This is a genomic window from Stenotrophomonas sp. 28608_Sma (assembly GCF_056486185.1).
In genome coordinates, this window is record NZ_CM151308.1 from 1,264,613 (window position 1) to 1,278,838 (window position 14,226).

At 66.3% G+C, this 14,226-nt stretch carries 11 protein-coding genes; 4 read left to right on the top strand and 7 right to left on the bottom strand.

Translation table 11 applies throughout. The annotated features are described in order from the left end of the window. Positions 1-52 precede the first annotated feature (52 nt). Positions 53-2,035 carry an alpha/beta hydrolase family protein gene (locus ACZLHH_RS05790; RefSeq protein WP_180844979.1) on the top strand — a complete coding sequence of 661 codons (1,983 nt, stop codon included), beginning with the start codon at positions 53-55 and terminating at the stop codon, positions 2,033-2,035. Positions 2,036-2,093: 58 nt separating this feature from the next. On the opposite strand, the gene ACZLHH_RS05795 is transcribed toward ACZLHH_RS05790, so the two are convergent. After that, complete coding sequence (locus ACZLHH_RS05795) at positions 2,094-3,848, bottom strand: peptide MFS transporter (protein ID WP_032127610.1); 1,755 nt, start codon at positions 3,846-3,848, stop codon at positions 2,094-2,096. A gap of 79 nt (positions 3,849-3,927) precedes the next feature. Next, positions 3,928-5,076 (bottom strand): acetyltransferase domain-containing protein, encoded by a 1,149-nt coding sequence (locus tag ACZLHH_RS05800; protein ID WP_180844980.1) that lies wholly within the window; start codon positions 5,074-5,076, stop codon positions 3,928-3,930. 199 nt (positions 5,077-5,275) lie between these two features. Here ACZLHH_RS05800 and ACZLHH_RS05805 point away from each other — a divergent pair, with 199 nt between their 5' ends. The 3 genes from ACZLHH_RS05805 (at position 5,276) to ACZLHH_RS05815 (ending at position 10,904) form a co-directional block, all read left to right on the top strand. Then, complete coding sequence (locus tag ACZLHH_RS05805; protein WP_180844981.1) at positions 5,276-7,240, top strand: OPT family oligopeptide transporter; 1,965 nt, start codon at positions 5,276-5,278, stop codon at positions 7,238-7,240. A gap of 214 nt (positions 7,241-7,454) precedes the next feature. Beyond that, positions 7,455-9,533, top strand: a complete 2,079-nt coding sequence (locus ACZLHH_RS05810; protein ID WP_107433615.1) for a prolyl oligopeptidase family serine peptidase — start codon at positions 7,455-7,457, stop codon at positions 9,531-9,533. Between the two features lie 141 nt (positions 9,534-9,674). Continuing rightward, positions 9,675-10,904 carry a DUF819 family protein gene (locus ACZLHH_RS05815; protein ID WP_180844982.1) on the top strand — a complete coding sequence of 410 codons (1,230 nt, stop codon included), beginning with the start codon at positions 9,675-9,677 and terminating at the stop codon, positions 10,902-10,904. Positions 10,905-11,130: 226 nt separating this feature from the next. On the opposite strand, the gene ACZLHH_RS05820 is transcribed toward ACZLHH_RS05815, so the two are convergent. Genes ACZLHH_RS05820 through ACZLHH_RS05840 form a run of 5 tightly spaced genes read right to left on the bottom strand, consistent with a single transcriptional unit; the run spans position 11,131 to position 14,149 of the window. Beyond that, complete coding sequence (locus ACZLHH_RS05820; RefSeq protein ID WP_107433613.1) at positions 11,131-11,610, bottom strand: hypothetical protein; 480 nt, start codon at positions 11,608-11,610, stop codon at positions 11,131-11,133. Between the two features lie 46 nt (positions 11,611-11,656). Further along, positions 11,657-11,917 (bottom strand): cell division topological specificity factor MinE, encoded by a 261-nt coding sequence (gene minE / locus ACZLHH_RS05825; protein WP_004148073.1) that lies wholly within the window; start codon positions 11,915-11,917, stop codon positions 11,657-11,659. 2 nt (positions 11,918-11,919) lie between these two features. Beyond that, complete coding sequence (gene minD / locus ACZLHH_RS05830) at positions 11,920-12,729, bottom strand: septum site-determining protein MinD (RefSeq protein WP_010483375.1); 810 nt, start codon at positions 12,727-12,729, stop codon at positions 11,920-11,922. A 35-nt stretch (positions 12,730-12,764) separates the two neighbouring features. Further along, positions 12,765-13,607: a septum site-determining protein MinC gene (minC, locus tag ACZLHH_RS05835; protein ID WP_180844983.1), complete on the bottom strand. Its 843-nt coding sequence runs from the start codon at positions 13,605-13,607 to the stop codon at positions 12,765-12,767. Further along, the gene (locus ACZLHH_RS05840) at positions 13,553-14,149 is read right to left on the bottom strand and encodes a GNAT family N-acetyltransferase (RefSeq protein WP_005408535.1); all 597 of its coding nucleotides are present in this window, start codon (positions 14,147-14,149) and stop codon (positions 13,553-13,555) included. Before ACZLHH_RS05840 ends, minC begins: the two co-directional genes overlap by 55 nt. Positions 14,150-14,226: the final 77 nt, after the last annotated feature.

Consider the following 14,226-nt stretch of genomic DNA (forward strand, 5'->3'; position numbering starts at 1 on the left):
GTGCCTAGAATCGTGCATCCGGACAGGGTGTCCGGTTTTCCATGGGGGAAGGATGCGCAGGATTGTGCTGGCTGTACTGTTGAGCGCGGTTGTGGGTGGGGCATCGGCCGCAACGCTGGACCTGGATCGCTATCTGCGGCAGGAGTCGTTTACCGACATCAAGATTTCACCAGGGGGCGAGTACATCGCCGCGACGGTTCCGCTGGAGGCGGGAACCGCATTGGCGATCTACCGCATTGCCGACATGAAGATGGTCGGCAGCTTCCGCCCGCCCCGCAACGATCACGCCCACACCTTCGACTGGGTCAGCAACGAGCGGCTGCTGGTGGGCATGGCACAGAAGTTCGGCGTGCTGGACCGGCCGACGCCGACCGGCGAACTGTTCGGTATCAATGCCAACGGCAAGGGCGGCGAGCTGCTGGTGGGGTACCGGGTTGCCGACCAGAGCCTGGGCACCAACATCAAGGTCAAGCCGGCAGGCCTGGTGGCCGCCTACCTCAGTGATGAGCTCAAGGACGATGACCGCAACGCGCTGGTGACGGTGATCCCGCTGGTCGGCAGTTCGCATGCGCAGGTCGAGCGCATGGACGTGATCACCGGTCGCCGCAACGCCGTGGCGCGCGCTCCCATTCCCGATGCGGACTTCACGACCGATGAGCAGGGCGAGGTGCGTTTCGCACGCGCTGTCGTTACCGATGGCACGCAGAAGCTCTACTACCGCACGGGCAGCAACAGCGACTGGGTCCTGCTCAATGATGAATCCCTGAGCAAGCGCATCGAGGCGCCGCTCGGCTTCTCGGCCGATGGTCGCCTGGCGTACCTGCAGGTCGAGCAGGCAGATGGACCTGATGCCATTGTCAGCTGGGACCCCCAGAGCAATGAACGACGCACCGTGCTGCGCGATGGGAGTGCCGACCCGGCGCGCATCATCCGGCGCCCCGGCAGCCGCGTGCCGGTCGGGGCCCTGTTCCTTGGCAGTGCGCCGCGAACGGCATTCTTCGATGACGCCTCGGACGACGCTCGCCTGTACCGCAGCCTCGAAGCCGGCCTGGGCGGAGCGGTCTACATCACCTCCAGCACGCGCGATGGCAAGACGGTGCTGGTGGAAACCTGGTCAGGCAGCAATCCGGGCGATTTCTATCTCTATGACACGGTTGGCAAGAGTGCACGGCACCTGATCAGCCGCAGCGACTGGATCGACCCCGCGCTGGCGGCGGAGGTGCGTCCGATCAGCCTGACGGCGCGTGATGGGCGTCCGCTGCATGGCTTCCTTACCGTCCCGCATGGCCGCGAGGCCCGTGCGCTGCCGATGGTGGTGGTGCCGCACGGAGGTCCGATCGGTGTTGCCGACCAGGGCGCCTATGACACCGAGACACAGATGCTGGCGGCGGCAGGTTACGCGGTACTGCAGGTGAATTTCCGCGGCTCTTCCGGCTATGGCCGGGCCCACATGCAGGCCGCGCGAAAGCAATGGGGGCTGTCGATGCAGGATGACGTCACCGATGCCACGCGCTGGGCGATCGAACAGGGCGTGGCCGACAAGAACCGCATCTGCATCTATGGCGCCAGTTACGGTGCCTATGCGGCGATGATGGGGGCGGTGCGCGAACCGGGCCTGTACCAGTGCGCGGCCGGCTACGTCGGCATCTACGACCTGCCGTTGATGTACGCCCGCGGAGACATCCAGAGCGATGAGTCAGGCCTGGCCTACCTGCGGAACTGGCTGGGATCGCCCAAGGATCTGGCAGAGCGTTCCCCGGTGAATCTGGCCGCGCAGGTGCGGGTGCCGGTATTCCTGGCCGCGGGTGGCCAGGATCAACGTGCGCCGATCGTGCACAGCGAACGCATGGAAGCTGCGTTGAAGAAGGCCGGCACGCCGGTGGAAACCCTGTACGTCAAGAATGAAGGGCATGGTTTCTATTCCCCTGCCAACCAACGTGCGTACTACAGCAGGTTGCTGGCCTTCCTCTCGCGCAGCCTGGGCGGCCAGGTGGCCGGGCAGGCCACGCCTGCGGAGAAGAGCAGCGCGCCCTGAACAAGCCGGGGGCGGCGGATGATCGATCCGCCGCCCCCGGAGTTCGCCTGCATCGGGCTTACTTGACCCCGTGCATCATCTTCTTCAGCAGCGGCGCGGCGATGAAGGCGGCCAGCGCACAGCCCAGGCCGATCCACATCAGCAGCCAGAACAGGTGCGCATAGGCACCGGCCGCGGCCACCATGTCCAGCGATTCGCCTTCGGGCACTTCGATCGCGGCCAGCTTGCCGAACAGCGCCGCCAGCGTTTCCGAGAACGCGGTGGCCAGGAACCAGGTGCCCATCATCAGGCTCATCACCCGCGGCACGGCCAGCTGGGTCACCGCCGACAGGCCGACCGGCGACAGGCACATCTCACCGCTGGCCAGCAGGAAGTAGGCCAGCACCAGCCACCACACGCTGGCCATCTCGCCGGTGGCGCCGACCTGCTGTGCGGCCAATGCCAGCGGCACGAACGACAGCGCGCCGATCACCAGGCCCCACGCCGATTTGACCGGCTTGCCCGGTTCCCAGCCGCGGCGGTCCATCCACGTCCACAGCGCGGCGAAGGCCGGCGCCAGCAGCACCAGGAACAGGCCGCCGAGGTAGGTCAGCGAGCCGGCGGTCTGCGGAATCACCAGGCAGTCGCGCACCAGCAGCACCAGCATCAGCACGACGATGGCGGCGAAGAACGTTCGCGGCGCAGATGAGCCCGGACGGCGCTCGGACAGCCGCGCGCTGACCACGAAGCCCAGCGGTGCCAGCAGCAGCGAGATGATCGACCAGGGCAGCGGGGTACCGCCGGTGATCACCAGCGAGGGCACGATGTCCTTGGTCAGCAGGCGGTCGGTGAAGGTCACCCAGGAGCCATACGACTGCTCGTACATCGTGAAGAACACCAGTGCCATGAAGATCAACACCATCAGCGCGACCATCTGCTGGCGCTGCACCGGCGTGCACTTGCTGCCGGTGAACCAGGCGAACCAGACCAGCACGCCGCCCAGCACTACCAGCATCAGCATCAGTGCCAGGCTGATTTCACCGCCCAGCGCGAACGCGCCGTTGCCGGCCGCCCACATCAGCCACGCCACCGGCAATACACCGAGCATCGCGCACAGATAGATGAGCCATTCGCGCGGCAGGCCCAGCACCTTCTGCTTCAGCGCGGCCGGCTGCGGCGGTTCGGCATGGCCCTGCAGGTACTTCTGGCCCCACAGGAACATCGCCAGGCCGGCCAGCATGCCGATGCCGGCCGCACCGAAACCGTACTTCCAGCCATAGGCCTCGCCGAGGAAGCCGCACACCAGCGAAGAGAACAGCGCGCCGAGGTTGATGCCGGCGTAGAACAGCGAGAAGCCCGAATCGCGGCGCGGGTCGTCCTTGGCGTACAGCTTGCCGACGATGGTGGAGATGTTCGGCTTGAGGAAGCCGACGCCCATGATGATCAGCGCCAGCGACAGGTAGGTCACCGCCAGTGCCGAGGTGTCGCGCACCACTTCGCCGTTCACCCGATACGCGGCGTGGCCTTCGAAGGCCATGCCGAGGTGGCCGAGCACCAGCAGGATGCCGCCGAACAGCACCGCCCGGCGCATGCCCAGCCAGCGGTCGGCCAGCATGCCGCCGAACACCGGGATGCAGTACACCAGGCCGCCATAGGCACCGAGCAGGTCCAGGCCGGCCTTGTCGCCAAACAGGTGGTACTTGGTCAGGTACAGCAGCAGCAGCGCCTTCATGCCATAGAAGGAGAAGCGCTCCCACATTTCGGTGAAGAAGCAGACGTAGACGCCCTTGGGATGGCCCAGGAAATCGTCGGAAGCGATAGCGGTGGAATTCATCGCGGAATTATAGGCCTGTGGCCCGATCCGCTTTCAGTAGATCCACGCCATGCGTGGATTGCCGGACTGGCCTGGGCGATCACAGGTACCGCAACCACGCCAGATCGCGCCGTCGCGCCTTGAACCGCGCGAACGCCCGCGTCGGCGGGTACAGCACCACCGCCAGCGCACAGGCCACCAGCAGCAGGCCGGCCACCGAATCCAGTGCGTACAGATCACCGTGTGTCGGCCCCCAGATCGCCAGCGCGGCCAGGTACAGCCCCTTCAGCACATACAGGTGCAGCAGGTAGAAGAACATCGGCGCGGCGCCGACATCGGCCAGCGGGCGCAGCGCGCGCGCCAGTGGCGGCCATTCGTACAGGCGCAGCAGCAACAGTCCCACGCCCAGCGTCAACAGCAGGAACTGCAGTGACGGCGGGTACTTGGTGATGTTGAACACGCTCATCCAGGTGCGCAGCGTGCTGGTCTGGTACTGCCACGGTGCATCCCCGTACTGGTTGGCGAACCGCAGCAGGGCGAACAGGGCCAGCGCGCCGACGCCTGCGCACAGCAGCCAGCGCTGGCGTTGCGCCGGGTCGCGGTCGCGGGCGAACCACGGCCCCATCAGGTAGCCCAGCGCGATCACTCCGATCCACGGCAGCACCGGGTAGGAAGTGCGCAGGCGCAGCGCGCCGGCCTCGATCCAGTCGCGCTGGTGCAGTACTTTCCACAGCATCGCCAGCAGGCCGTGGCCTTCCACTCGCACGCCGTCCAACAGGTTGTGCCCGGCCACCACCGCGACTGCCAGCACCAGCAGGGCCAGGCGCGGCAGCCACAGAAGGCCGGCCAGCGCGATCATGCTCAGCCCGATGGCCCAGATCACCTGCAGGTACAGCGTTTCCGGCGGCAGCTGGAAGGTCCAGGCGAAATTCACCAGGGTCAGTTCCAGCACGACCAGGAACAGCCCGCGCTTGAGCAGGAAGGCGGCCGTGGCCCGGCGCGGATCCGCCTGGCGCTGGCCGTACAGCCAGGCCGACAGACCAGTGAGCAGCACGAATACCGGGGCGCACAGATGCGCCAGCAGACGGCAGGCGAACAGGCCGGGAGAGACCGTCGATGCGTCCATCGGGTCGCTTACCTGATGCTGCAGGAAGAAGGTCTCGCGCACGTGGTCCAGCAACATCAACAGCATCACGGTGCCGCGCAGCTGGTCGATGGAGGCCAGGCGAGGGGAGGGGGAAGGGGGCATGCGATGCAGTAACAGCAAGGTAGCATTAAGATATAACATATCATTTGCTCTGCGCCCAGCCGGACTTTGCCGGGTCGGTCGATTGCCGGTCCACGTACTGGCCCATTGCGCTGCAGCACACGCCCCATCCTTTGGCACGCTGGACTTGATCTGCCCTGAACGCTAGCGTGGCAGGGATTTTTTGCCAGCAGGGGCTTCCATGAACCACGACGCTGCGCCCAAGCAGCTCACCTTCCGCGCAGTGGCCCTGGCCATCGTGCTGGCGGTGGTGCTGTCGGCCGCAAACGCCTACCTCGGTCTGTTCGCAGGCCTGACCATCGCCACCGCCATTCCCGCTGCGGTGATTTCCATGGGCGTGCTGCGCCTGCTGGGCGGTGGCTCCATCCTTGAAAACAACATCGTGCAGACCGGCGCCTCGGCCGGTTCGTCGATCGCCGCCGGTGTGATCTTCACCATCCCGGCGCTGGTGATCATGGGCTACTGGCCGGACTTCAAGTACTGGTGGGTGCTGGGCATCGCCGGCCTCGGTGGCCTGCTGGGCGTGCTGTTCTCGGTGCCGCTGCGCCGTTCGATGATCGTTGAAGACCCGCTTCCGTTCCCGGAAGGCAAGGCCGCGGCCGAAGTGCTCAAGGCCGGTGAGAACCCGGGCCCGGGCCTGAAGATCCTCGGCCTGTCGGCAGTCATCGGTGCCTTCGTCAAGCTGGCCGCGGAAAGCGGCATGCGCCTGATTCCCGACGCCTGGGCCATCTCGGCCTACGTCGGCAGCTCCAAGGTCACCGCCTTCATCGGTACCAACCTGTCGCCGGCACTGCTTGGCGTGGGCTACATCGTCGGCCTCAACGTCGGCATCGTGGTCGTGTCTGGCTCGATCCTGACCTGGCACATCGCCATTCCGATCTACCAGGCGTTCTTCATGAACACCGATCCGGGCCTGGCCGCCTCGGTCGCTACCGCATCCTCCACCGAGGCGGCGTTCGCCATCTGGGGCGCGAAGATGCGTTACCTGGGTGTCGGCGCAATGCTGATCGGCGGCATCTGGACCCTGATCTCGCTGCGCAAGTCGCTGCTCAATGGCGTCAAGAGCGGCTTTGCCGCCGCCCGCAAGAGCGGTGGCCCGGTGCTGGCGCACACCGAGCGCGACCTGCCGATGAAGTGGATGCTGGTGGCCCTGGTGGTCTTCGTGCTGCCGCTGCTGGCCCTGTACCAGGCCATCGTGGGCCAGTGGCACGTGTCGATCCCGATGACCATCATCATGATCGTTGCCGGCTTCCTGTTCGTGTCGGTCTCGGCCTACCTGGCCGGCTTGATCGGTTCGTCCAACAACCCGGTGTCGGGCATCACCATCTCCACCATCCTGTTCGCCTCGGCCGTGCTGGTGGTGCTGCTGGGCGCCGATGGCCTCAAGCCGGTCGGTGCCGGCGGTGCGCCGCTGGGCGCGGTGGCGGCGATCATGATCGGCGCGGTGGTGTGCTGCGCCGCAGCGGTCGGCGGTGACAACCTGCAGGACCTCAAGGCCGGCTATATCGTAGGTGCCACCCCGTGGAAGCAGCAGCTGATGCTGGGCATCGGTGCCTTCTCGTGTGCGCTGATCATGGCCCCAGTGCTGAACCTGCTGGCCACCGCCTACGGCATCGGCGTGAAGTCCGAGCTGCACCCGAACGCGCTGGCTGCGCCGCAGGCAAACCTGATGGCCTCGGTGGCCAAGGGCCTGTTCGGCGGCGAACTGCCGTGGACCTTCATCGGCATCGGTGCCGTGGTCGGTGCCGCCATCATTGCCTTCGACAGCTGGCTGAAGTCGCGCAACGCACGCTTCCGCGTGCCGGTGCTGGCCGCCGCCATCGGCATCTACCTGCCGCTGGAGCTGATGGTGCCGATCTTCCTCGGCGGCCTGATCGCCCACCTGGTCGAGCGCTTCCACAAGGTGCGCGCCGATGACGAAGAAGGCCGCGACCGCGTGCACAAGCCGGGCGTGCTGTTCGCTGCGGGCCTGATCACCGGTGAGGCACTGATGGGCATCGCCATCGCGATTCCGATCGTGGTCAGCAGCCGCGCCGACGTGCTGGCCGTGCCGTTCCACCTGCCGGGCGCGCAGTGGATCGGCCTGGCCGTGCTGTTCCTGGTGGGCTGGCTGATTTACCGCACCGGCAAGTACACCAAGGCGTAAGGGACGGGTAGTGCCGGCCGCTGGCCGGCAATCCCGGAATCCCGTGATACCCCTGGTTGCCGGCCAGCGGCCGGCACTACCGCAAACCGCGCTACGGCGCGGTTTGCTTTTTCTGGCGGCGGGGCCAACCCCGCGGGCAGCCATGACCGATGGCCTTGGCAGCCCCGGCCGCACGGGCCTACCATCGGTTTTTTGCCGTCCTGCGGAGACCCCGATGAAACTGCGTCATGCCCTGCTGCCACTGAGCCTGCTGGCTGCCCTGCCCAGCGTTGCCGCTGCCCGTGGCCTGGAAGTCCGCGACATGGTGGCCATGGACCGCGTCTCCGCGCCGGTACTGACCACGGACGGTGGCACTGTGGTGTTCGCCAAGCGCAGCGTGGACGCCAACCTGAAGGCCTCCACCGCGCTGTTCGCGCGCAACCTGCGCACGCGTGACGCCGCTCCGCCGAAGCAGATCACCCCGGCTGGCTGGAGCGTCAATTCCGCGTCGCTGTCGGCCGATGGCCAGACCGTTTATTTCCTCAGTGCCAAGAACGGCAGCCAGCAGCTGTACGCGCAGCCGATCAACGGCGGCACCCCGCGTCAGCTGACCGACTTCCCGGTGGACGTTGACAGCTACCACGTGTCACCGCAGGACGACCGCGTGCTGTTCAGTGCCGGCGTGTTCCAGGCCTGTGCCTCGGATCTGGCATGCACCGAGAAGAAGCTGAAGGAAAAGAAGGACGCCAAGGCCAGCGGCCAGGTGTGGGATTCGCTGTTCGTGCGCCACTGGGATACCTGGAACGACGGCCGCCGCAACACCCTGTTCGTGGCACCGCTGCCGGCAGCCAAGGCCGGGGCGGTCAAGGGCGCCTCGGCGCTGAGCGCGACCATCGACGGCGATGCACCGTCCAAGCCGTTCGGTGGCAATGACGATTTCGCGTGGTCGCCGGATGGCGCCAGCGTGGTGGCCAGCATCCGCGTGGCCGGCAAGCAGGAGCCGTGGTCGACCAACTTCGACCTGTACCGCTTCGACGCTGCGGGCAAGCAGGCGCCAGTCAACCTGACCGCCTCCAATCCGGCCTGGGATGCCGGCCCGGTGTTCAGTGCCGACGGCAAGACCCTGTTCTACCGTGCGATGAAGCGCCCGGGCTTCGAGGCCGACCGCTTCGGCCTGATGGCGATGGACCTGGCCAGCGGCAAGAGCCGTGAGATCGCGCCGCAGTGGGATCGCTCGGCGGGCGGCATCACCCTGTCCGCCGACGGCTCCAGCATCTACACCACCGCCGATGACCTCGGCGAGCACCCGCTGTTCCAGATCGACGTGGCCAGCGGCAAGGCCACCAAGCTGATCGGCGACGGCAGCGTTACCTCGGTGGACGTCGCCGGCACCAGCGTGGCGATCACCCGCAACAGCCTGAAGAGCAACGACCAGGTGCTGGTCGGCCTGCTGCCGGCCGCCGGCGAAGCCATCGGCGAGCTGCGCGCGCTGACCCCGGCCGCTGGCGACGTGCTCAAGGACGTCAGCTTCGGTGACTACGAACAGTTCGAGTTCAAGGGCTGGAACAACGACACCGTGCACGGCTATGTGGTCAAGCCGCACAACTACCAGGAAGGCAAGTCGTACCCGGTCGCGTTCCTGATCCACGGTGGCCCGCAGGGCAGCTTCGGCAATGGCTGGAGCTACCGCTGGAATCCGCAGACCTATGCGGGCCAGGGCTACGCCGTGGTGATGATCGACTTCCACGGCTCCACCGGCTATGGCCAGGCCTTCACCGATGCGATCAGCCAGCACTGGGGCGACCGCCCGCTGGAAGACCTGCAGAAGGGCTGGGATGCGGCGCTGAAGAAGTATTCCTTCCTCAACGGTGACAAGGCCTGTGCGCTGGGAGCCAGCTACGGCGGCTTCATGGTCAACTGGATCGCCGGCAACTGGAACGGCCCGTTCAAGTGCTTGGTCAACCATGACGGCGTGTTCGACCAGCGCATGATGGGCTACGCCACCGAAGAACTGTGGTTCACCGAGTGGGAGCAGGGCGGTACGCCGTACCAGAAGGCGGCGAACTACGAAAAGTTCAACCCGGTCAACCACGTGGCGGACTGGAAGAAGCCGATCCTGGTCATCCACGGCCAGCAGGACTTCCGCATTCCGGTCGAGCAGGGCCTGGCCGCGTTCACCGCTGCCCAGCGCCAGGGCATCGAATCGAAGTTCCTGTACTTCCCGGATGAAAACCACTGGGTGCTGAAGCCGAACAACAGCATCCTGTGGCACGACACCGTCAATGCCTGGCTGAAGCAGCACATCGGCAACTGATGACTGCAGCGCCGCCCTTCGGGGCGGCGCTTTTGTTTCGCCATCTGCTTTACCGGTGGGGGCCGACCGTTGGTCGGCACACCTTCATGATCCGCCGCCAACAGCAGCCGGCCAGCGGCCGGCTCTACCCAGAGCACCTGGATGATCCAGAACGACATCGTCGTCTTCGGTTTGATCGCCGCCACCCTCGGCGCCGTGTTCTGGACCGCCTCGCGCGAGCAGGGCCTGTGGAAGCGCTTCTACACGTTCGTGCCGGCGCTGCTGCTGTGCTACCTGATTCCCGGCATCTACAACACCGTCGGCCTGATCGATGGGCAGAACACCAAGCTCTACAATCCGATCGCCCGCGACATCCTGCTGCCGGCAGCGCTGATCCTGCTGACCCTGGCGGTGGACATCAAGGGCATCCTGCGGCTGGGCCCGAAGCTGGTGCTGATGTACCTGGGCGCCTCGGCCAGCATCATGCTCGGTGCGGTGGTGGCGTTCCTGGCGATGCGCGCGCTGCATCCGGAAACCGTGGCCGGTGACACCTGGGCCGGCATGGCCGCATTGGCAGGCAGCTGGATTGGCGGCGGTGCCAACATGCTGGCGATGCGCGAAGTATTCGACGTCAATGCGACCACGTTCGGCCAGTTCGCGGTGGTCGATGTCGGTGTCGGCTACGTGTGGATGGCGGCACTGATCTTCCTGGCGGGGCGGGCAGCGAAGATCGACGCGCGCAGTGGCGCCGATACCTCGGCCATCGATGAACTGAAGGAGCGCATCGCGCGCTTCCAGGCCGAACACGAGCGCATTCCCAGCCTCACCGACCTGATGCTGATCGTGGCGGTGGCCTTCGGCGGCGTGGGTCTGTCACACGCGATCGGTGCGCCGCTGGCAGCATGGTTCAAGGCCAATGTCAGCTGGGCCCCGCAGTTCAGCCTGGATGCGCCGTTCGTGTGGGTGGTGGTGCTGTCGACCACGCTGGGCCTGAGCCTGAGCTTCACCCGTGCACGCACGCTGGAAGGTGCGGGCGCCTCGCGGCTGGGTTCGTTGCTGCTGTACTTCCTGATTGCCTGCATCGGCATGCAGATGGATCTGCTGGCGCTGCTGGACCGCCCGTGGCTGTTCCTGCTCGGCCTGATCTGGATTGCCGTGCACATCGCGCTGCTGTGGTGCCTGGGCAAGCTGCTGAAGGTGCCGTTCTTCTATTTCGCGATCGGTTCGCAGTCGAACATCGGTGGCCCGGCTTCGGCGCCGGTGGTGGCTGCAGCGTTCCATCCGGCCCTGGCGCCGGTGGGCGTGTTGCTGGGCACGATGGGCTACGCCACCGGCACCTACCTGGCCTACATCGTCGGCATTACCCTGCGCGCGCTGGCAGGGCAGGGCTGATGGGGTAGTGCCGGCCGCTGGCCGGCAACCAGGTAATGCTGCACGGGTTCATGAGGTTGCCGGCCAACGGCCGGCATTACCGATGCGTTACGCCACCGGCAATCCGCGTTCGATCAACCACGCCTTCGCGTCTTCGGCGTCCTGCTCGAACCGCGCCGAGTGAAAAGAGGGGCGCCGCAAGGTCCGGCGCGTCGCCACGCGCCCGTGGCCAACCGCGCCCGCGGCTTTACGCCACCGGCAATCCGCGTTCGATCAACCACGCTTTCGCGTCTTCGGCGTCCTCTTCAAACCACGCTTTCGTAGACCCCAGCCGATACGTATACCCCCAGGCATCCATGTCGGCCATCAACCGCGCACTGCCAACGCCAGGCAGCTGCCCGGCCAGCACGATCTGCAGGTAGCAGGTGGCATCTTCCTCGGCCACCGAGTCGGTGGCGTCGGTATGCACCTGCGCACGCCGCTCCGGCGGCAGCACGATCAGATGGCAAGCTTCGTGCAGCATCGAGTGCACGGGCGTGTCATCGCGCACGTACACGTTGCTGGCGATGATGCCGGCCTCGGGCTCGCCCCAGTAGCTGCCGGGAATCGGTTCACCGGCCGCGACGTGGTGCAGCTGCAGGCCATGCGCGGCGAGCAGGCACTGCGCATCAGCGAAGGCGATGTCGCCCACGCAGGTGATGTCCACGGCGGTTGTCGTATCGGTCATGCGGGTCAGGCAGCCCCGCCCGTGCAGGCACGGGCGGGGCCGAGCTTCAGGGTTTGTCCGGGCCTTCAGGCAGCGCCACGGAGATGTCCAGCACATCGTGCTGGCCATCCTTCACCAGGTCGACCTTCACTGCATCGACGTCGATGTTCACGTACTTCTTGATCACTTCCAGCAGCTCGCGCTGCAGCAGCGGCAGGTAATCGGGGCCGCCGCGGTTGCTGCGCTCCTGCGCGATGATGATCTGCAGGCGGTTCTTGGCGGTTTCGGCGGTGGTCTTCTTCGCTTTGAGGAAATCAAACAGGCCCATGCTTACCCTCCGAACAGCTTGCTGAAGAAGCCCTTCTTCTCGACGTTGGTGAAGCGCATCGGGCGTTCTTCGCCGAGGATGCGCGCGACGGCGTCGTCGTAGGCCTGGCCGGCTGCGGACTCGACATCCAGGATGACCGGCTCGCCCTTGTTGGAGGCGTTGAGCACGTCACCCGACTCGGGGATCACGCCGATCGCCTTCAGGCCGAGCACTTCCTCGACGTCGGCGATGCTGAGCATCTCGCCGCTTTCCACGCGCAGCGGGGTGTAGCGGGTCAGCAGCAGGAAGGCCGGCACGTCCTGGCCGGACTCGGCCTTGTGGGTCTTCGAGTCGAGCAGGCCGATGATGCGGTCCGAGTCGCGCACCGACGACACTTCCGGGTTCACCACCACCACCGCACGGTCGGCGAAGTACATCGCCAGGAAGGCGCCCTTCTCGATGCCGGCCGGGGAGTCGCAGATGATGTAATCGAAGCCGTCGGCGGCCAGGTCCTTCAGGACCTTGCCCACGCCTTCCTGGGTCAGTGCGTCCTTGTCGCGGGTCTGCGAGGCGGCCAGCACGTACAGGTTCTCGAAGCGCTTGTCCTTGATCAGGGCCTGCTTGAGGGTCGCTTCGCCGTGCACGACGTTGACGAAGTCGTACACCACGCGGCGTTCGCAGCCCATGATCAGGTCGAGGTTGCGCAGGCCGACGTCGAAGTCGATCACCGCCACCTTCTTGCCGCGCCGTGCCAGGCCGCAGGCCAGGCTCGCGCTGGAAGTGGTCTTGCCGACGCCGCCCTTGCCGGAGGTGACTACGATGATTTCAGCCAAAGGACTTCTCCTGATGATTCTGTTTGGGTGCTGCGTCAGTCCAGCGCAGCGATCTTGATCTGGTCCTGTTCCAGCCACACCTGCACGGCCTTGCCGCGCAGGGAGTCCGGGACATCGTCCAGTACCTTGTAGTGGCCTGCAATGGCGACCAGTTCCGCATGGAAATCACGGCAGAAGATGCGTGCCGCGGTGTTGCCCTGTGCCCCTGCCAGCGCGCGGCCGCGCAGGGTGCCGTAGATGTGGATGCTGCCATCGGCGATGACCTCGGCGCCGGCGCCGACGGTGGCCATCACGGTCAGGTCGCAGTTTTCAGCGTACAGCTGCTGGCCCGAACGCACGTTGCCCAGCTGCATGCGGCCCGGCTGCGGTGCGGCGGCGTCGGCAACCTTGGCCACCGGCGTGGCCGGTGCCGGCTTCGGTTCGGCACGGGCTGCGCGACGCGGTTCCGGCGCGGGCGGCGGGGCCGGCTCGGCCTCGGCACGCTCGTACTGGGCGCGGAACTTGGCCAGCAGTGGCAGCCCGAGCTGCTGCGAGAGCAGGTCGACCGCGCTGGTGCCATAGGCCAGCGCCACCGGCAGCACGCCGGCACTGCGCAGGCCATCGACCAGCGCCTGTGCGGTGGCCACGTCCGGAACCTGGCTCAGGCCGCCGAAATCGAGGATCACCGCCGCGCGGCCGAACAGCTTCGGCGCACGGGTCACGCGCTCGCGCATTTCCTGCACGAGGCGTTCGACATCAAGGGTACGGATGCGAAGGTTGGCGATGCCCACCTGGCCGATCTTCAGTTCACCGGCCTGTTCGTAATCGAAATTCACCGCCACGCTCAGGTCCCCGTCGGCCGCTGTGCCTGCGCCGGCAGCTGCCGGGCGCGTGTCCATGCCACATCCGGCAGCTTGCCGCCGTAGGTCTCCTGGACCCACGGGTAGCTGCACAGTTCCTTGGCCAGCATGCTGGCACGCACATCGACCTGGGCCATGGTGTTCTGGCCCAGCTCGCGGAAGCCGAAGCTGCCGTGGAAGAGCAGGGCGGCATCGGCGCCGTGGTCGAGGAAGACTTCGCAGGTCATCTGCGGGTAGCGCAGCTCGGCAAAGCTCTGCGCGTCGGCATAGAACGCACGGCCGACGCCACCGCCACGACGGCGGCTGGCGACCACGATGCGGTCGATATAGAAGAACGGGGTGTCCAGCTGCTGCTTGAACCAGGCGAAGTTGCTGCTGTCGTGCTGGCTGTCGCTGCCGAAGCCGATCAGGAAGCCGGCCAGGTTGCCGTCGCGCTCGGCGACGCGGAAATATTCAGCGGTTTCGTAGAACAGGCGCAGGCGGGCCGCATCCAGGGGAAGGATGGCCAGGCCAGCGTTGTTGTTCAAAGCCAGGACGGAATCGAGCTCGTGCTCGCGCACGTCGCGGATGACAATCGACATTGTGACTCCGTGGGGTAACGCGGTTGGTCCATCAAGGGACCCTGCGCACGATTATTGCATGCCCGGGGTGGGCTGCG

Coding starts and splice junctions, on each gene's coding strand:
- ACZLHH_RS05790 (WP_180844979.1), top strand. CDS start 53: ATGCGCAGGATTGTGCTGGCTGTACTGTTGAGCGCGGTTGTGGGTGGG.
- ACZLHH_RS05795 (WP_032127610.1), bottom strand. CDS start 3,848: ATGAATTCCACCGCTATCGCTTCCGACGATTTCCTGGGCCATCCCAAG.
- ACZLHH_RS05800 (WP_180844980.1), bottom strand. CDS start 5,076: ATGCCCCCTTCCCCCTCCCCTCGCCTGGCCTCCATCGACCAGCTGCGC.
- ACZLHH_RS05805 (WP_180844981.1), top strand. CDS start 5,276: ATGAACCACGACGCTGCGCCCAAGCAGCTCACCTTCCGCGCAGTGGCC.
- ACZLHH_RS05810 (WP_107433615.1), top strand. CDS start 7,455: ATGAAACTGCGTCATGCCCTGCTGCCACTGAGCCTGCTGGCTGCCCTG.
- ACZLHH_RS05815 (WP_180844982.1), top strand. CDS start 9,675: ATGATCCAGAACGACATCGTCGTCTTCGGTTTGATCGCCGCCACCCTC.
- ACZLHH_RS05820 (WP_107433613.1), bottom strand. CDS start 11,610: ATGACCGATACGACAACCGCCGTGGACATCACCTGCGTGGGCGACATC.
- minE (WP_004148073.1), bottom strand. CDS start 11,917: ATGGGCCTGTTTGATTTCCTCAAAGCGAAGAAGACCACCGCCGAAACC.
- minC (WP_180844983.1), bottom strand. CDS start 13,607: ATGGACACGCGCCCGGCAGCTGCCGGCGCAGGCACAGCGGCCGACGGG.
- ACZLHH_RS05840 (WP_005408535.1), bottom strand. CDS start 14,149: ATGTCGATTGTCATCCGCGACGTGCGCGAGCACGAGCTCGATTCCGTC.